14 protein-coding genes and 1 pseudogene are annotated in these 18,500 nt (G+C 69.3%); 6 read left to right on the forward strand and 9 right to left on the reverse strand.

The genetic code is table 11. The features are described 5' to 3' along the window. A partial coding sequence (locus tag MKK65_RS04955; protein ID WP_243955939.1) for a sugar transferase occupies positions 1-406 on the forward strand: 406 nt, incomplete at its 5' end. On the opposite strand, the pseudogene MKK65_RS04960 reads toward MKK65_RS04955, so the two are convergent. Both MKK65_RS04960 and MKK65_RS04965 read right to left on the reverse strand, forming a co-directional pair. After that, positions 293-535 (reverse strand): annotated as a pseudogene (locus tag MKK65_RS04960) (hypothetical protein); the annotation flags it as partial. The gene MKK65_RS04955 and the pseudogene MKK65_RS04960 sit on opposite strands and share 114 nt — an antisense overlap. Beyond that, the gene (locus MKK65_RS04965) at positions 450-1,154 is read right to left on the reverse strand and encodes a sugar transferase (protein WP_243955941.1); all 705 of its coding nucleotides are present in this window, start codon (positions 1,152-1,154) and stop codon (positions 450-452) included. The gene MKK65_RS04965 and the pseudogene MKK65_RS04960, both read right to left, overlap by 86 nt. Before the next feature lie 894 nt (positions 1,155-2,048). Here MKK65_RS04965 and MKK65_RS31120 point away from each other — a divergent pair. The 4 genes from MKK65_RS31120 to MKK65_RS04990 all read left to right on the forward strand — a co-directional run bounded on the left by MKK65_RS31120 (position 2,049) and on the right by MKK65_RS04990 (position 8,275). Next, complete coding sequence (locus MKK65_RS31120; protein ID WP_279596523.1) at positions 2,049-2,666, forward strand: collagen-like protein; 618 nt, start codon at positions 2,049-2,051, stop codon at positions 2,664-2,666. A gap of 478 nt (positions 2,667-3,144) precedes the next feature. Beyond that, complete coding sequence (locus MKK65_RS04980; protein ID WP_279596524.1) at positions 3,145-4,722, forward strand: TolC family outer membrane protein; 1,578 nt, start codon at positions 3,145-3,147, stop codon at positions 4,720-4,722. A 123-nt stretch (positions 4,723-4,845) separates the two neighbouring features. Continuing rightward, on the forward strand, positions 4,846-5,442 hold the full coding sequence (locus MKK65_RS04985; RefSeq protein ID WP_243955947.1) for a PopZ family protein: 597 nt from the start codon (positions 4,846-4,848) through the stop codon (positions 5,440-5,442). 115 nt (positions 5,443-5,557) lie between these two features. Then, positions 5,558-8,275, forward strand: coding sequence for a valine--tRNA ligase (locus tag MKK65_RS04990; RefSeq protein WP_243955953.1), 2,718 nt, complete (start codon positions 5,558-5,560; stop codon positions 8,273-8,275). Positions 8,276-8,661: 386 nt separating this feature from the next. Here the strand turns inward: MKK65_RS04990 and MKK65_RS04995 are convergent, their stop codons facing one another. Continuing rightward, a complete protein-coding gene (locus tag MKK65_RS04995; protein ID WP_243955955.1) occupies positions 8,662-9,039 on the reverse strand; it encodes a hypothetical protein in 378 nt (125 codons plus the stop codon). 332 nt (positions 9,040-9,371) lie between these two features. Here MKK65_RS04995 and MKK65_RS05000 point away from each other — a divergent pair, with 332 nt between their 5' ends. Beyond that, positions 9,372-10,922 (forward strand): Do family serine endopeptidase, encoded by a 1,551-nt coding sequence (locus tag MKK65_RS05000; protein ID WP_243955957.1) that lies wholly within the window; start codon positions 9,372-9,374, stop codon positions 10,920-10,922. A 263-nt stretch (positions 10,923-11,185) separates the two neighbouring features. Here MKK65_RS05000 and MKK65_RS05005 read toward each other — a convergent pair whose 3' ends face one another. From MKK65_RS05005 to hpnA, 6 genes are all read right to left on the reverse strand, one after another. Further along, the gene (locus MKK65_RS05005; protein ID WP_243955968.1) at positions 11,186-11,896 is read right to left on the reverse strand and encodes a phosphorylase; all 711 of its coding nucleotides are present in this window, start codon (positions 11,894-11,896) and stop codon (positions 11,186-11,188) included. Between the two features lie 172 nt (positions 11,897-12,068). Then, a complete protein-coding gene (shc, locus tag MKK65_RS05010; RefSeq protein WP_243955959.1) occupies positions 12,069-14,066 on the reverse strand; it encodes a squalene--hopene cyclase in 1,998 nt (665 codons plus the stop codon). Between the two features lie 42 nt (positions 14,067-14,108). Then, positions 14,109-15,425 carry a hydroxysqualene dehydroxylase HpnE gene (hpnE, locus tag MKK65_RS05015; protein WP_243955961.1) on the reverse strand — a complete coding sequence of 439 codons (1,317 nt, stop codon included), beginning with the start codon at positions 15,423-15,425 and terminating at the stop codon, positions 14,109-14,111. Beyond that, on the reverse strand, positions 15,425-16,276 hold the full coding sequence (hpnD, locus tag MKK65_RS05020) for a presqualene diphosphate synthase HpnD (RefSeq protein ID WP_243955963.1): 852 nt from the start codon (positions 16,274-16,276) through the stop codon (positions 15,425-15,427). Before hpnD ends, hpnE begins: the two co-directional genes overlap by 1 nt. Beyond that, positions 16,273-17,169, reverse strand: coding sequence for a squalene synthase HpnC (gene hpnC / locus MKK65_RS05025; protein WP_243955964.1), 897 nt, complete (start codon positions 17,167-17,169; stop codon positions 16,273-16,275). The genes hpnD and hpnC overlap by 4 nt, the downstream gene beginning before the upstream one ends. Continuing rightward, positions 17,166-18,194, reverse strand: a complete 1,029-nt coding sequence (gene hpnA, locus MKK65_RS05030) for a hopanoid-associated sugar epimerase (protein ID WP_243955966.1) — start codon at positions 18,192-18,194, stop codon at positions 17,166-17,168. The genes hpnC and hpnA overlap by 4 nt, the downstream gene beginning before the upstream one ends. Between the last annotated feature and the right edge of the window lie 306 nt (positions 18,195-18,500).

The raw sequence follows: 18,500 nt of genomic DNA on the forward strand, positions 1-18,500 counted from the left end.
CTGGGCTGGGGACCGCAAGGCGCCGATCTTCCGGCACACGCGGCTGGGCCGGGACGGGCGCAGCTTCGGCTGCCTGAAGTTCCGCTCGATGGTGGCCGACGGCGAGGGGGTGCTCGCCGCCCATCTGGCCGCCAGCCCGCGGACCCGGGCGGAGTGGGCCGCCACGCACAAGCTCAGCGACGATCCGCGCATCACCGCCATCGGACAGGTCCTGCGCAAGACCTCGCTGAGCGAGCACCGCCGGGACGGTGCGCAGCATGATCGCGATATCCCGGCGCAGGCTCCAGCGGCTAGCATAGTCCAGGTCCAGCGCCACGCGCTCGGCGTAGGTCGTGTCCGAGCGCCCCGGTACCTGCACAAACCCGGGCCCCCGCACAGGCCCGTGCGGACCGGCGAATGTCCGTGACGCGCTCCGCGCCGGGCTCAGGCCGCGCGATCGGCTTGCCGGGCTACTTGCCGCCGCGCTGGGCAAGCACCGCCGGGACGGTGCGCCGCCTGATCGGGATGTCCCGACGCAGGTGCCAGCGGCTGGCATAGTCCACGTCCAGCGCCACGCGCTCGGCGTAGGTCGTGTCCGCGCGCCCCGAGACCTGCCACAGCCCGGTCACCCCCGGCGGCACCGCAAAGCACGTGGCGAACGCCCGGCCGTAGCGGGCGACCTCGGCCTGGACGATCGGGCGCGGCCCGACCAGGCTCATCTCCCCGCGCAGCACGTTCCAGAGCTGCGGCAGCTCGTCCAGCGAGGTCTTGCGCAGGACCTGGCCGATGGCGGTGATGCGCGGATCGTGGCTGAGCTTGTGCGTGGCGGCCCACCCCGCCCGGGCCCGCGGCCTGGCCGCCAGATGGGGCGCGGGCACCCCCTCGCCGTCGGGCACCCTCGAGCGGAACTTCAGGCAGCCGGAGCTTCGCCCGTGCCGGCCCAGCCGCGTGTGCCGGAAGATCGGCGCCTTGCGGTCCCCGGCCCACACCAGCGCGGCGATCACCAGCATCAGCGGCAGAAGCAGGAACAGCGCGGTGGAAGCCACCCCGATGTCGAGACCGCGCTTGGCCGCCCAGTCGAGCCGCAGCCCCCGCGCGACAAACGGCGTCTCCGGCAGCATCGCCTCCGCCACCCCGCTCACCTGACCGGCAATCTGATCGGCCACATCGGACATCTCAACCCTATGGTGCGGCGCAGAAGCGCCCGTGGACGTGGTGGATTCGGCATGACCCTGCATGGTCTCAGATCCTCGGTTGAGGCCAATGGCGGGTGGTTAATGATTAGTTACGACGGGGCTTATAAAGGCAGGAAATAGGGCTGGCAAGCCGCAGGATATTTTATTTACGCCGCATAAACAGGTTAGTTTTGTAAAAAACTGCAGCTCAGATTGGGATTAAGCAGCCTTGCGCAAGATTGCGAGGCAAACCTTACGTTCAGTAGTTGATACTGAATCACTGGCGCAGTCCGGCCGAAACAACGGACGCAACAACAACTTACATGGCATGCGATTGTGCACCGCACAGATGCACCGCCCGAGCGCCATCGGACAGGCGATCGTGCTCGGCGAGTCGCCCCGTGCTGCTGCAGCACTGCCGCCCCCAAAACGAACGACCCCCGGAAACCGTTGCATCGGAAAATCGGTCGCCGAACGATCGGCGCCCGGACCTCTCGTGGCGTTCGCGATCCCCCGGAGCGCGAGGCCCGATGCCCGAGGCGGCGAGTGGGCAGCCACGCTGATCCCGCCCTGCAAGTCCCTCCGCGCTCCAGAGCCCGGCTCGAGCCCACATCGACCGGGGCTTCGCGCCGACGATGCGTGTCTTCATCGACCTGATCGCTCAGGTCGCGAATTACGCATACCGGCCATGCGAATACCGATTTCGAGCCTGCATTCGGCTAAATGGCCGCTTTTCACATCAAACTTTTCGCACGTTGTTGCGGTTCGTAGAATGAGTGGCATCGTGCCGATAAGAAATTTGCGGATTCGGCTATGTGTCTATCGCGGCGACAAGGCATAGGATTGCAAATATTCGCTGCGGCGATCCTGGGTATCGTTCCGGCGAGAGCCGAGATGCGCATCGAGGCTGCGAAGATCACCGCCGGCGATCTCTGGGTCCTGGGCAATGCCGGCGAGCCGGATGCTGACATCACCCTCGACGGACAGTTCCCCCAGCGGACGGACAGCCGGGGTTATTTCGAGTTTCACGTCGTCTATCATCCGGCGACCTGCATCGCGACGCTGCGGACACCTAAGCAGGCGCGCAGCATCGTCGTGGGTGATTGCGGCCAGCAGGGCCCCGGTCTCCCGGGCCCGCCCGGCCCACGCGGCGAGGCCGGATCCCGGGGCGAGCCTGGGCCGCAGGGCGCGATGGGGCCGCCCGGCCCTCCGGGCGTCGACGGTTCCGACGGTGCACCGGGCGAACGCGGCGTGCCGGGGCCCGCGGGTCCAGTCGGCAGCGCCGGACCGGGCGGACCGCCAGGTCCTCGGGGTCCGCAAGGCATGCCCGGCCCAGCCGGCAAGGCGGCGGCGCTGCCGGGCGTCGCCGCCCAGCCCAGGCCGTCACCGGCCCTGACCGGTTCGGTCGCCCAGCCGCGCCCGGCGCGCGCCCCGCGCGAGCCGGCGCCTGCCCCCGACGACGTCACGCGATCGGATCCCGGCGCGGGGGTCGCAGCCGAGGATCGGTATTGAGCCGACCGGCCTCGTCCAGCACGTCGCCCCCCCCCCGCCGGCTCACGGCCGCAGGGCCCACCATTGCGCCGAGCGCAGGGACACGGCCCGAGTACCAAGTGTCCCGCACGAACGCCGCGGCGCATCCGTGTGGCATCAACCCGTTCGAACCATGAACGAAATCGCCCTTTTCGAGCCCCGCATCGGCGGGCCCGGCAGCGTCAGCGCCGTTGCGGCGTCATGTGTCACCTTAATGCCCCAACGCGGCACATTCCGACGCCGAAGCCGGGCAAGCCCGAGCCAAACGGGCGGATTTGCGCTAAGCGTAACGGTGGGGCGGGCTTGAATCGGATCCCTGCGTAACGCCGTACCTTGGCCGTTTTCGTGGCGGACATCCGGACCGTTAAGAGACCGCAAGGGCTTGTTAATCGTGACAATACGTCCACCAGCGAGTTGCCCCGCTCTCCGAGTCTTCGGAATAGCGTCCGGACTTGCACTCTTGGCGACCAATCCTTCTCTTGCCGAGACTTTGGAAAGCGCACTCGCGAAAGCCTACCAGGGCAATCCGACCCTGAATGCCGGCCGGGCCGGCGTCCGCGCCATCGATGAGAACGTCGCGATCGCCCAGGCGGGCTACCGTCCGCAGGTCAATGTCGCGGCGTCGATCGGCGTGCAGTATCTGCAATCGCGTGGCAGCCTGGCGGCCGGCGTCGGTGGCGGGTCCAGCACCGGAGCCACCACTGCGACCGGCGGAACCACCGGAACGGCGCTCTCGGGAACGACCGCCGGAAGCTCGAGCCTGAGCGGAAGCACGGGCGTCGGCTCCGGTCTCGGGACCACCACGGGGATCGGGACGACGAGCACCGCGTCCGGCCTCACGTCCGGAACGTCCGCCAGCCAAGGCGCCACCGGAACTGGGCCGACCGACGTGGCGACCACGGCGGTGACGTCGAATCGGACGGTGCGCACCACCTACCTGCCGAGCACCGCCAGCTTGACCGTCTCGCAGACGCTCTTCAACGGGTTCCAGACCGACAACAACGTCCGCCGGGCCGAATCGACCGTCTTCAGCCAGCGGGAGACCCTGCGCTTCACCGAACTCACGGTCCTCTACAACGCCGTCCAGGCGTACATGAACGTGCTCAGCAACACGGCCACGCTCGAGCTCAACCGGAATAACGTCGAGGTTCTCGAGGAGCAGCTCCGGCAGACCCGGGACCGCTTCAATGTCGGCGAGGTGACCCGCACGGACGTCGCCCAGGCCGAGGCGCGCCTCGCCGGCGCGCGTTCGCAGGTCAGCACCGCCGAATCGAACCTGCGCACGAGCATCGGCGTCTACCGCCAGAACATCGGCGTGGAGCCGCGCCAGCTCGCGCCGGGACGGCCGCTGGACCGGTACGTCCCGGCGAGCCTCGACGCGGCGATCGGCATCGGTCTCCGCGAGCATCCGCAGGTCGTCTCGGCGATCCACGCCGTCGATGCGGCGGAAGCGCAGGTCAGGGTCCTCGAAGGTCAACTGGCCCCGCAGGTCAGCCTGCAGGGCTCCCTCAGCCAGTTCTACGATCAGAACGGACCGAACACGAGTTTCTTCGTCGGCTTCGTGGGCGGCCGGCTCAACATCCCGATCTACGAGGGCGGCCAGACCTACGCGCAGATCCGGCAGGCCAAGGAGACGGTCGGCCAGTACCGCATCCAGGTCGATCAGGTCCGCGACCAGGTCCGGGCGCAGATCGTCGATTTCTGGGGCCGGCTGGAGGCCGCCAAGGCCCAGGTCATCGCCGCCCAGGCCCAGGTCCAGGCCAACGAAGTGGCGCTCAACGGCGTGCGTGAGGAGGCCCGGGTCGGCCAGCGCACCACCCTCGACGTGCTCAACGCGCAGCAGGAACTGCTGAACTCGCGGGTGAACCTGATCCTGGCCCAGCGCGACCGGGTAATCTTTTCCTACGGCGTGGTCCAGTCGATCGGGCAGCTCACCGCCCGCTTCACCGCGTTGCCGGTGGAGTACTACAGCGCCAAGATCCACTACGATCAGGTCAAGGATCTGTGGTTCGGCCTGCGCACCCCGGACGGGCGCTGAGGTCTTTTCCACGGGGAGTGTGGTGCAGGCGCGCTTGCCGCGACGAATTGGCATGGAATACTGTTTGACGAGCGGCCCGATCGGGTCATCTTCCGAATATCCCATGCCTGAGCGCGCCTGTTGATGAGTGCAGCGAGCCCCAAGATCCCGGACTCGAAATTCCAGGACAAGGCTGCCGAGAAGGCGCATGAGCCTTCGATGGAAGAGATTCTCGCCTCGATCCGGCGGATCATCGCCGACGATCAGGCGGCCAAGCCCGCCGAGACCGCATCCGCGCCCGAGCCCGACGACGTGCTCGACCTCGCCGAGGTCGCCGAGCCGGTGATGCGGCCTCGCGCCGTCCCGCCGCCGGAGCCGACGCCCGCCCCGCTCGACTTCGACGCGATCGATTTCGAGGATGAGGCGATCGCCGAACCGGAGCCCGAGCCGGCGCCCCCGCCCGCGCGTCCGAGCCCGCCGCCGCAGCCCCAGCCGGTGTTCCAGGCACCGCGACCGGAGCCGGAATCCGAGGCCCTGGTCTCGCCGGCCACCGATGCCACCGTCAACGGCGCCTTCAACCTGCTGGCCCACACGGTGCTGACGCAGAACGCCCGCACCCTCGAGGATCTGGTCAAGGAGATGCTCCGGCCGATGCTCAAGTCCTGGCTCGACGACAACCTGCCGGCCGTCGTCGAGCGGCTGGTGCGCGCCGAGATCGAGCGGGTCTCGCGCGGCCGCTGAGCCGACCGCCCCTCCGTCCGGGGCCTGCCCGCTGCCGGGCATGTGTTGACGGACGCGGCCCGACGGTCGAAAGCGGGTCCAACCCTGTTGGACAAGCCTTCGGCCCATACACGCGATGATGGACAAGACCTTCGAGCCCGCCTCCGTCGAGGCGCGGATCTCCGCCGCCTGGGCTGAGGCGGACGCATTCCGGGCCGGCCGGCCCGAGCGCGCCGGCGCCACGCCCTACTGCATCGTGATCCCGCCGCCGAACGTGACGGGCTCGCTGCATATGGGCCACGCCCTCAACAACACGCTGCAGGACGTGCTCTGCCGCTTCGAGCGCATGCGCGGCAAGGACGTGCTCTGGCAGCCCGGCACGGATCACGCCGGCATCGCCACCCAGATGGTGGTCGAGCGCCGCATGATGGAGCGCCAGGAGCCCGGCCGCCGGGCGATCGGCCGGGCCGCCTTCGTCGAGAAGGTCTGGGCCTGGAAGGCGGAATCCGGCGGCGCCATCGTCAACCAGCTCAAGCGCCTCGGCGCCTCTTGCGACTGGTCGCGGGAGCGTTTCACCATGGACGAGGGCCTGAGCCGCGCGGTGCTCAAGACCTTCGTGGACCTGCACCGCCAGGGCCTGATCTACCGCGACAAGCGGCTGGTGAACTGGGACCCGAAGTTCCAGACCGCGATCTCGGACCTCGAGGTCCAGCAGATCGAGACCAAGGGCCATCTCTGGCACTTCGACTACCCGGTGGTCGATGAGACCGGCGCCGAGACCGGCGAGATCATCACGGTCGCCACCACCCGGCCCGAGACGATGCTGGGCGATACCGGCATCGCGGTCCATCCCGAGGACGAGCGCTACACGGCGCTCGTCGGCAAGCAGGTCCGCCTGCCCCTGGTCGGCCGCCTGATCCCGATCGTCGCCGACGCGTATTCGGACCCCGAGAAGGGCACGGGTGCGGTCAAGATCACGCCGGCGCACGATTTCAACGACTTCGATGTCGGCCGGCGACGCAATCTCGGGGTGATCAACATCCTCGATCCCGAGGGCCGGATGCTGCTCGACGGCAACGCCGCGTTCCTGGCCGATACGGTGCCCGAGCCCGAGGCCCTGGCGCTGCACGGACTCGACCGGGCGGCGGCGCGCAAGGCGGTCGTCGCCCTGATGGAAGCGCGCGGGCGCCTGCGCACCATCGAGCCGAATACCCATGCGGTCCCGCACGGCGATCGCTCGGGCGTGGTCATCGAGCCTTATCTCACCGACCAATGGTACGTGAACGTCAAGCCGCTCGCGGAACGCGCGCTCCAGGCCGTGCGCGACGGCCAGACGAAGTTCGTGCCCGAGAACTACGAGAAGATCTTCTTCCAGTGGCTCACCAACATCGAGCCCTGGTGCATCTCGCGCCAGCTTTGGTGGGGCCACCAGATCCCGGTCTGGTACGATTCCGAGGGCGGGATCTTCGTGGTCGAGAGCGAGGCCGAGGCCCTGGCCCTGGCCGAAGCGACGCACGGGCACCCGGTGGCGCTGACCCGGGACGAGGACGTCCTCGATACGTGGTTCTCCTCCGCGCTCTGGCCGTTCTCGACCCTGGGCTGGCCGGACTCGACCCCGGAATTGGCCCGTTACTACCCGACCAACGCCCTGGTAACCGGCAAGGACATCCTGTTCTTCTGGGTCGCCCGGATGATGATGATGGGCCTGCACCTCACCGACCGGGCACCGTTCGAAACGGTCTACCTGCACACGCTGGTGCGCGACGCCTCCGGCGCCAAGATGTCGAAGTCGAAGGGCAACGTCGTCGATCCCCTTGAGCTGATCGAGCAGGTCGGGGCCGACGCCCTGCGCTTCACCCTGTGCGCGCTCGCCGTCCAGGGCCGTGACATCAAGCTGTCCGCCGACCGGGTTCAGGGCTACCGCAACTTCACGACCAAGCTCTGGAACGCCGCCCGCTTCGCCGAGCTGAACGGCTGCCAGCTCGACCCCGCCTACGATCCGCGGGCGATCACCGGGGCGATCAACCGCTGGGCGCTGACCGAGGCTGCCCGCGCCGTGGACGAGGTGACGGCGGCTCTCGAAGCCTATCGGTTCAACGATGCGGCAGGCGCCGCCTACCGCTTCGTCTGGAATATCGTCTGCGATTGGTACCTCGAATTGGCCAAGCCCGTGCTGCAGGGCGAGGGCGTTGATCCGGCCGTCCGCGCCGAGACCCAGGCGACGGTCGCGTTCCTGATCGATCAGGTCGCCAAGCTGCTGCATCCGTTCATGCCGTTCCTCACCGAGGAACTCTGGGCGATCAAGGGCGCGGCGCTGCCCGAGCGTGGCCTCCTGGCGCTGGCCGCATGGCCGGATCTGGCCGGGCTCGCGGATGCCGGCGCCGAGGCCGAGGTGGGCTTCGTCGTCGATCTCGTCAGTCAGGTTCGCTCGGCCCGCTCCGAGACCAGCGTCCCGGCTGCGGCGCAGATTCCGCTGGTGATGGTCGGGGCGTCCCCGGAGGTCCGCACCCGGGTCGACGCCTGGCGGGACACGCTGCTGCGCCTGGCCCGGCTCTCCGAGATCACGTTTACCGAGACGCCTCCGAAGAACTCGGTGCAGCTCCTCGTGCGGGGCAGCGTCGCGGCGCTGCCGCTCGAAGGCATCGTCGATCTCGCCGCCGAGGTCGCCCGCCTGAAGAAGGAGCAGGGCAAGGCGCAGGGCGAGATCAAGAAGATCGACGCTAAGCTCGGCAACGCCGATTTCGTCGCCCGCGCGCCCGAGGAGATCATCGAGGAGAATCGCGAGCGCCGGGAGGCCGAGGCGGCGCGGCTGGTGAAGATCGAGGAAGCGCTGGCGCGGCTGAGCGGGGATTGATCGCTTACGGCTGACGGGAGGAACGGTTCGGTAAAAACCCATTTCATCGGGTATCGTGAGCTATTCTCGGTCGCCACCTGATCGGGAATAGCTCCGAACGCGCCCTGGGAAGCCTGCAAGATCGCTCGAATCTCAAGGCCTTGCTTGAAAGAATGCCGTCAGCTCAGGTGACAGGACCCAGTGAGGTCATGCGTCTAATGACAAAACACGCACTAGACGGACTTGGCATCGGCTACGTCGACGCGCATCTGCTTACTCCGGCCAAACTCATGCCGGGCTCCAGGGTCTGGACACGTGACCGACGCTTGGCTGCCGTAAGCGATCGGCTTGGGTTATCCTACCAAGTGCTTCACTGAAGCCATCGATACGAGCGCTTTTCCGCGGTTTCAGCGACGGGTGCCGAGGGGACCCACGAACGGGTTGGGCGCGCTCGCGCTGCCATACGAATCGCTGCTCGAGCTGCCGAAACCGTCGCCCGTCGGGCCGCGCGGGTGGGTGGAATAGTCGGGCGGCACGTAGATCCCGGCCCGGTTCCGATAGCCGAGCTTCAAGTTGGCCGGGTTTCCGGGGGCAGTGCCGTCCTCGTAGCGCCTTGTATCGACGTCCTCGATGGAATGGGACTTGGTCTTCGGGGGCTTCAGCTTGGTCCGTTCGCCGACAGCGGGCTTTGCGTCGAAATAGTTCCGATAATCCGAGTACCGATCGGCTGCCATAGCGCCGGTGGCCGAACCCAAGAGCAGGATCACCGCAAATACCGTCTTCATCGCCCAATCCTCACGCATCTCACGCGACGCCAGCCTGCAGAGCCAAACGTTATGGCCGCCTGCCGGGAACGATCGGAGTGTAGCGCCACCGCCCGAGCACGCCGGTGACAGGTGGCACAAGCGAGGGATTCCGCCGGAGTCACCCTCCCGACTCGGCGCTGCCCGGTCGCCGGCCGGGGGCCGGCCATGGCCGCCTCGCCCCCGAATCGGCCCACATGTCCAAACCGTAATTCGACCGCCACGCCGAGGTCAGGCGCTACCCTCTAGACCAATCGCATCGACCGCCGCGTCCCCGGCGTCGTCCCGATCCTATGCAAGAGGTTGCGATCCCCATGACCGAGACCAGCCCCCAGACCCCGATCTCCGGCCGCACCTCGCGCCGCGCCCTCGCCTCGGTGGCCGCCGCGGCGCTGATCGCCGGCGGTGCCCTTGGAACCACCCTGCCCTCCGTCACGCCGGCCTACGCCCAGGCCCTGCCGAAGACCCCGATCGAGGCTCCCGAGCATCCCCCGGGCTCGTTCGCCGGCATCGTCAACAAGGTGAAGCCGGGCGTCGTCTCGGTGAAGGTCAAGCTCGATGATTCGGCGAGCAGCGACGACGAGGACGGTCCAGGCCAGGGCTCCGGCCAGGGCCAGAACCTCCAGAACGTGCCGCCGCAGCTGCGCGAGTTCTTCCGCCGCTTCGGCCAGAACGGCCCGGGCGGCGGCCAGCCGCAGCAGCGCCAGGGCTCACGCGGCGCGGTCGGCTCCGGCTTCATCATCTCGGCCGATGGCTACGTGGTGACCAACAATCACGTGGTCGATCACGCCAAGACCGTGCAGGTGACTCTGGACGATGGCCGGACCCTCGACGCGAAGGTGATCGGCAAGGATGCCAAGACCGACGTTGCGCTCCTGAAGATCAACGAGGGCTCGAACTTCCCCTACGTCCAGTTCGGCAAGACCGCCCCGCAGGTCGGCGACTGGGTGGTGGCGATCGGCAACCCGTTCGGCCTCGGCGGCACCGTTACCGCCGGCATCGTCTCGGCCCGCGGCCGCGACATCGGTGCCGGCCCCTACGACGACTTCCTGCAGATCGACGCCCCGATCAACAAGGGCAATTCCGGCGGCCCGACCTTCAACGTCAACGGCGAGGTGGTCGGTGTGAACACCGCCATCGCGTCCCCGTCCGGCGGCAGCGTCGGTCTGGCCTTCGCGATCCCGGCCGAGACCGTCCAGGCGGTGGTCGATCAGCTCCGCACGGACGGCAAGGTCGCCCGCGGCTACCTCGGCGTGCAGATCCAGCCGGTGACGCAGGACATCGCCGACGGCCTGGGCCTCGACAAGGCGAAGGGCGCCCTGGTCGATCATGCCGAAAGCGGGACCCCGGCGGCCAAGGCCGGCCTGAAGGCCGGCGACGTGATCGAGAAGGTCAACGGCGATACGGTCGATAGCGCCCGCGAGCTCTCGCGCCGCATCGCCGGCATGAAGCCCGGCGCCAAGGTCGAGCTGAGCTACCTGCGCGGCGGCAAGGCCGACACCGCGACCGTGACGCTCGGCGCCATGCCCACCGACGGCACCAAGGTCGCCACCCGCGAGGATGATTCGGGCAACGGCCAGCCGCGGCTCGGCCTGAACCTCGCCCCGGCCGCCGATGTCGGTCTGTCCGAGCAGGGGGTTGCCGTGGTCCAGGTCGATCCGGACGGTCCGGCCGCCGCCAAGGGCATCGAGGCCGGCGACGTGATCCTTGATGTCGGCGGCCAGAGCGTGACCCGCCCCGCAGACGTGGCCGCGCAGATCCGGGCGGCGGAAGCGAGCGGTCGCAAGGCCGTGCTGATGCGGGTGAAGAGCAGCAAGGGCCAGACGCGCTTCGTGGCGGTCTCGCTCAATAAGAACGCCGGCTGAGGCCGATCTCTACCCGGCGCGGGGGGCTCTCCCCTCCCCGCGCCGTCTCGCGCTTCCTCCCGACTGACGCCGGCCGAACAGGCCGGCGTTTTTTGTTGCGGCGTGCTGTCCGATGCGCCTGTGATCGTCTCTCGGCTATGGGACCCGCACCGTCATCCCGCGCGTAGCGAACCGACCCAGGGACACGCCACGCGCGTGAACGGCGCGCCACACTGGGTCGCTTCGCTGCGCTCGCGATGACGGTGAGAGTGATTGCGGACCGATCAGCCGGAAACCGGATGAGACGGTACCGGAATCCCCAGCCCCGGCCCCAACCGCGCACGGCACTTCCCAAGGGACGCAAACGCCGCGTTCGAATCACGCGCCAGCCGCATCAGGTCGCCAAGCCGCGCCCGGCCCCGGGCGAAGGCGAAGAACACGGCGGCGATGTCGGGCTCGCCGTCCGGCGTGAGGGCCTGGGCCGCGAAGGCCGGCAGCGCCTGGTTGGCGGGGTCGCAGATCACCCGCAGGGCCGCGAAGGGCAGACCATGCCGGCCTGCGAAGGCGGCGGCGACGTGGGATTCCATGTCGACGGCGGCGGCGCCGGTCTGGGCGCGCAGCTCGGCCTTGCCGTCAACCCCGAGCACGGCCGTATCGACGCCCGCCAGATCGGCCGGGATCACCCGGGGACCGAGTCCGGACAGGACGTTGAGGATGGTGGCAGATAGGTCGAGATCGGCGGCACGCCGGCCTTCCTCGCCGACGATACCGGTGCCCACCGCCACGTCGCCGGGCTTCAGGGACGGGTCGAGGCCACCCGCAATGCCGAAGCTGATCACCGCCCGGCAGCCGGGCTGCGGGCGCGCATCGAGGAGCTGACGGAGGCGGTGCGGGTTGCCGCCGGCCCCCACCGCTTCGACGCCCTCCCCGGCGGCGAGGCGGCGCTCACGGGCGAGACCGGTGACGGCGAGGACGGGCGCGGCGGGATCGATCATCGCGCGCTGGTGGACCAGTCCGGCGAGCTCCGCAAGGAGCCGCGACGGCCGGGGAGCCGGTGTCGCGGGATCGTCGTCGGGGGAAGCCACGTGCAGAATACCGGGGTTCGCGGGTCGGTGGGACAATGCGAGCCGCCGGTGGGACCGGCCCAGCGGGCCGGTCCCATGAGCATCACATGCCGAACTGCACGCGCCGGCTGTTGGTCCGCTTGAGGTTGCGGTAGCGCGCCATCGCCCAGAGCGGGAAGAACTTCGGGTAGCCATGGTACCGCAGGTAGAACACCCGCGGGAAGCCCGTGGCGGTGTAGCGTTCCTCGTTCCAGAACCCGTCCGCGCCCTGCGTGCGGGTCAGGAAGTTGATGCCGCGGGTCACCGCCGGGTCGTCGACCGCACCGGCCGCCATCAGCGCGAGCAGCGCCCAGGCGGTCTGAGAGGCCGTGGACGAGCCCGCCTCGAAGGCCGGATCGATCTTGTAGGAATTGGCGTCCTCGCCCCAGCCGCCATCCGGGTTCTGGATCCGGATCAGCCAGGAAACGGCGCGTTGGATCCGCGGATCGGCCGAATCGACCCCGGCGGCGTTCAGCGCGCACAGCACCGACCAGGTGCCGTAGATGAAGTTCATGCCCCAGCGGCCGTACCAGGAGCCGTCCTCCTCCTGGTCGTTCAGCAGGTAATTCACGCCGCGGTCGAGCGCGCGGGACGTCTCGCGGGTTTCACCGAGCTGGGCCAGCATCCCGACCACCCGGGCGGTCACGTCCGCGGTCGGCGGATCGAGCAGCGCGCCATGGTCCGAGAACGGGATGTGGTTGAGGTACATGTGGTTGTTGTCGGCGTCGAACGCCGCCCAGCCGCCGTCCTCGGACTGCAGCCCCTCCACCCATTCCCGCGCCCGGGCGATCGACGCCTTGTAGTCGGGCATGCCGGCCACTAGCCCGTGCTGATGCATGGCCCGGTCCATGGCCATCACGACCACGGCGGTGTCGTCGAGGTCGGGGTAATGCGCGTTGGCGTATTGGAAGGCCCAGCCGCCGGGGCGGACCTTCGGCTTGCGGGCCGCCCAGTCGCCGACGATGTCGAGCACCTGACGGGGCTTCAGCCAGTCGAGCCCGGCGCGGGCCTGGGCCTCGGCCTCGGGGCTGCCAGCCTCCAGCAGAGCGTGGGCGGCCAGCGCCGTATCCCAGACCGGCGAGACGCAGGGCTGGACGTAGGCCTCGTCGGCCTTCTCGACCACCAGCTTCTCAATGGCATCGCAGGCGACCCGCACCTGCGGGTGATCGGGCCGGTAGCCCATCACCTCGTACATCAGCACCGAATTGACCATGGCGGGGAAGATCGCCCCCAGGCCATCCTCGCCGTTCAGGCGCTCGCTGACCCAGGCCCGGGCCTTCTCCATGGCGCGCTGGCGGCTCTTGCGCGGCAGGCGATCCTCGACGAGCTGCAGCATCCGGTCGATGAAGCCGAAGATCGGCGTCCACGGCCAGGTGGCGTGCGGGGAGCCTGGCCAGGTCCGGACGCTCTCGGGCGGCGTGATGAACAGCTCCTGGACGCTGATGCCGCGCGGATTGTGGGCGCGGGGCTTGGTCGCCTGGAGGACGAACAGGGGCACCACGGTGGTACGGGCCCAGTAGCTGATCTTGTCGAGGTGGAACGGGAACCACTTCGGCAGGAACATCACTTCCACGGGCATCACCGGCACGGCGCGCCAGGGCACCTCGCCGTAGAGGGCCAGCATGAAGCGCGTGAAGACGTTGGCATTGGCCGCGCCGCCGCGGGACAGGATCGCCTCGCGGGCCCGGCGCATATGCGGCGCCTCGATGTCGTCGCCGATCATCTTGAGGGCGAAATACGCCTTGACCGTGCAGCTCATGTCGAACGGCCCCTCGTGGACGAGGGCCCAGCCGCCGTGCCGGCCTTGGGTGCGACGGAGGTAGTTGCCGATCTTGGCCTCGAGGCCCTCGGCGACCGGTGTGCCGCGGAAATGGTGGAACAGGACGTACTCGGACGGGATCGTGGCATCCGCCTCGAGCTCGAAGCAGATATGCCCGTCGTCATGCGCCAGGTTGATCAGCGAGCGCGTCGCCTGCGTCACGCCGCGCTCAACATCGTCGAGCGAGATCCCCTGGGTCTTCGAGCGCTGAAGCGGCTCGACCTTGCTTACGGCCTCTCTCATGGTCCTCGCCTCGAACGGCCGCTGCGTTGCGGCCGCCATGCCTCAAGCGGCGCCCAATGCGCCTAACACCGGCGCGCCTACCCCGGCACGCACGGAAGATCCGTGACGCAGGGCACGCGCGGCCGTCTTGCCAGAGCGGATCGCTCCCTCGATCGTCGATGGCAGACCGGTGGCGGTCCAATCACCTGCCAGGACGAGGTTCTCGTAGGCGGTTTCGGCCCCCGAGCGACGCGCGGCCTCAGCCGGTGTCGCGGCGAAGGTCGCACGCTTCTCCTTTACGATCTGCCAGCTAGGCAGTTCCGGGGCAAGATTGCACAAAGCCGAGATCTCCCCCCAGATCTGGCGGGCGAGGTCTTCCCGCGGCACGTCGAGGAGCCGATCGGCACCGCTGATCGTGACCGAGTACCGGTCCGGATAAGCGAAAAGCCACTCTGTAAGAGAGTTTACGACGCCGAGGATCAGCGGACTGCCGGGTTTCGGGACCATCGCGAAATGCGCGTTCACGATCGAGCGGAATTCCACTGGGGCGAGGAGACCGGGCAACACCTCCCGGGCCACCCAGGGCGGCAGGGCGAGCACGATCCCATCCTCGGGGCCGATCGCCTCCGGACCATCCGAGAACAGCAGTTGCCCGACTCGGCCGTCGGCGCCGTCGAGGCCGCGCAGGCGCCGGCCGAGGCGGATCTCGCAGCCGCGCGCCGTCAGATAGCGCAGGGCGGGGTCCACGAAGGCGTAGGACAGGCCCTCCACCGCCACCAGGGGACGGCAGGCCTTGCCGCCGGCACCCAGGGTCTCGCGCAGGATCCGGGCCGCCAGCCCGACATCGCTGTCCCGCGGCTCGGTGTTGAGCGCGGCCAGAAGCACCGGGTGCCAGAGCCGGGCGTAGAGATCGCCCTCGCACGCCATGCTGTCGCCGATCGTGCCGCCCGCGCCCTCCGGCTTGCCGGAGGCCGCACGCAGGATCCCGAGCGGGGCGAGATAGTCCCGGGCGCGGGTGCCGGGAACGCGCCGCGACGGGCTCATCACCCACCAGGGCAGCCGCCCGGCATTGGGACGCAGGCACCAGCGATCGCCGGTCTTCAGGTCAGCGAAGTCGAACGCCGCCTCGTCGGGGCCGGTGAGCGCATCGGCGGGGGCGTCGACGGTCTTGAGGAAACCCAGGGCATCGGCATTGCCCGACAGCAGCAGGTGGTTGCCGTTGTCGATGGTCAGCCCGAGGGCCGGGTCGTAATACGAGCGGCAGCGTCCGCCGGCCTGCTTGGCGGCCTCGTGCAGCACCACCTGGGCACCGGTCTCGGCGAGCGCGACGGCTGCGGAAAGCCCGGCCAGGCCGGCGCCAACGACGTGGATGCGTCCCATCAGATCAGGCCATGGCGGAGGGCGACGGCGAGCAGTGCGAGCTTGCCGGGCTTCACCCGGGCGCGGGGCATCGCCCAGCCGCGGGCGATCACCGCCTTGAGGTAGAGGTGGTAGGCCGCCGCCATCAGCCGGGCGGCCTTGGTCGCCTTGCGGGGGCTGCGCCGGATGATCTCCCAGGTCGCCTGGTAATGATCCTCGGCCTCCCGGGCCACGGACAGGCAGACCTCGCCGATCCGCGGATGGCCAATCGCCTCCAGGGGCGTCGGATCGGTCAGGCCGATGGCGGCCAGCTTTTCCCGGGGGAGGTAGAGACGGCCGCGCTCGGCATCCTCGTCGATGTCCCGGAGGATGTTGGTCAGCTGGAGCGCCCGGCCCTGGTGCCAGGCGAGCCGGATGCCGTCCGCCTCCGGCATGCCGAAGATCCGCACCGACAGCCGCCCGACCGCGCTCGCGACCCGGTCGCAGTAGAGATCCAACGTCTCGGCATCGGGAGCGACGATGTCCTCGACGGCATCCATGGCCATGCCGTCGATGACCGCCTGGAAATCCGCGCGCTTGAGGTCGTAGCGGCGCACCGGCTCGACGAGGTCGCGCACCCGCGCGGCCGGACGACCGGCATAGAGGGCGTCGATGTCGGCGCGCCAGCGGTCGAGTTCGACCTGCCGGACCGCCCGTGTGCCGCCATCGTCGGCCACGTCGTCGACGGCGCGACAGAAGGCGTAGACGGCATACATCGCCTCGCGCCGCTCCTTCGGGAGCAGGCGCATGGCGGTGTAGAAGGACGAGCCAGCGGCCGGCAGAGCCGGGGCGGCGGCATCCTGGGCGGGGGCGGTGGTGGCAGTGGCGCTCACGAGCGGATTCCCTGAGCCGCGGCCCGTACGGTCCGGCCCCGGAAGGGTCGGCGCGCGAGGGTGGCGGCGACGCCGCCGAGCGCCGTCAGGGCGAAGGCGGCCTTGCCGTGATGAACTTTGTCCGAGAGTGGATCGCGCGTGGTCAGCCCCTTGGCCAGCACCACGGCAAGGCGGTGGATCGCGGCGATCTCCAGAGACAGCCGCAGATCGTCGATCAGGTCCGGCAGGACGGCGCCCTCGTCGAGGAGGTCGAGGCAGCGTTGCGCCAGTTCGGCGATCACCGCCCGGAGCTGCGGGCTCGCCTTCGGGGCGCCCAGCATCGCCACCGTGGCGCCGTGCCGGTCGATGGCATCCTGCGGCAGGTAGACCCGGTCGAGGCCGGTGAAATCCTTCCCGCAATCCTGAAGGTGATTGATGATCTGCAGCGCCGCGCAGATCGCGTCGGAGGACTTCCAGACCCGGACCGGGTCCTCGCCGTGCACGTCGAGCACGAAGCGCCCCACCGGCATCGCCGAGTAGCGGCAGTAATGGATCAGCTCATCCCAATTGGCCGTGCGGTTCTTGCGCGCGTCCATCCGGAACGCGTCGAGCAGCTCGAGCGCGTGGCGGGGCGGCAGGCCGCGGGCGGCCAGCTCGCGCTTGAGCGGCTCCGCCTCGGGATCAGACGGGCCGGCCCCGGTGAGCGCCTCGGCCAGCCGGTCGAGCAGCGCGAGCTTGCGCTCGGATGTCAGGTCCGTGTGGTCGGCCACGTCGTCGCCGGCGCGGACGAAGTTGTAGAAGGCCAGGATCGCGCCGCGGTGGCGCGGATGGATCAGGTGCGAGGCGACGGGGAAGTTCTCGTCGCGGTGACCCTTGCCGGAGCGCGCGTCGGTTGCGGTGTCGAGCTGGCTCATCCGAGATACCCGGCCTGGCGGAACCACGCGATCGCGTCGGACAGGCCTTCGCGATAAGGCCGTGCGGTGTAGCCCAGCTCAGCGCGGGCCTTCTTGTCGGAGAAGAACATCCGGTACCGGGACATGCGGATGCCGTCGATGGTGGCGAACGGCTGGCGGCCGGTGACCCTGGCGGCGAGCTGAGCGAAGAACGCCACCGGGTAGACCGCAGCGCGCGGCAGGTTCACGGTCGGCGGCTTGCGGCCGACCATGCCGGCGATGTCGGCGAGCATCTGCGAAAGGAACACGTCCTCGCCGCCCAGGATGTAGCGCTCGCCGATCCGGCCCTTGCGGAGCGCCAGCAGATGGCCGTGGGCCACATCGTCGACATGGGCGAGGTTGAGGCCGGTATCGACGAAGGCCGGCATCTTGCCGAGCGCGGCCTCCTGGATGATCCGGCCGGTCGGCGTCGGCTTCACGTCCCGGGGGCCGATCGGCGTCGACGGGTTGACGATCACGGCCTGCAATCCGTCCCGGGCGATCATCTCCTCGACCACGCGCTCGGCCACGACCTTGCTGCGCTTGTAGGCGCCGATGGCGGTCTCGGGCGTCAGCGGCATGGTCTCGTCGGAGGGCGTGACCCCGTCGGCCGGCGGCTTGATGGTGGCGACGCTCGACGTGTAGACCACCCGCTCGACGCCGGCATCGAGGGCGGCGCGCATCATCAGGCGGGTTCCGTCGCGGTTGGTGCGGACGATTTCCTCCATGTCCGGCGCCCAGAGCCGGTAATCGGCGGCGGCGTGGATCAGGTAGCGCTGGCCGCGCAGGGCAGCGGCCACGGCCGCCGGATCGCGCATGTCGCCTTCGGCGATCTCGACATCGGTCCAGGTCAGGTTCCGGCGCGGGCTCGTGGTACGCACGAGGATGCGCACCGGGAAGCCCGCCCGGCGGAACACGTCGACCAGGGCTGAACCGAGGAACCCGCTCGCGCCGGTGATCAGCACGGGGCCGACCTCGGACGGGCCGGAGGAAGTGGCCTCTACCATCACATGTCTAAAGCGTTGCGGAATGCCGGCGCGGGCGGGGGACCCCGCCGCGCCGCGCTTGTGTCATCGAACCGCGTGAGCGGCAAGCGAGGCGCAGGACCGCGTCCCCGCATCATTGCGCCGGCCGTCAGGCCAGGCGCAGGCGCGAGCGGCCTTCCTTACGCTCCGGCAGCGTCGCGAGCGCGGTCTTGACGATGGTGGCGGCGTCGAGCCCGGCCTCGGCGTACATCTTCTCCGGGCTGTCGTGGTCCTGGTAGGTGTCCGGCAGCGTCAGCGTCCGCACCCGGACCCGGCCCGCATCCAGCG

This window comes from Methylobacterium sp. J-001, from assembly GCF_022829565.1.
GTDB lineage: Bacteria > Pseudomonadota > Alphaproteobacteria > Rhizobiales > Beijerinckiaceae > Methylobacterium.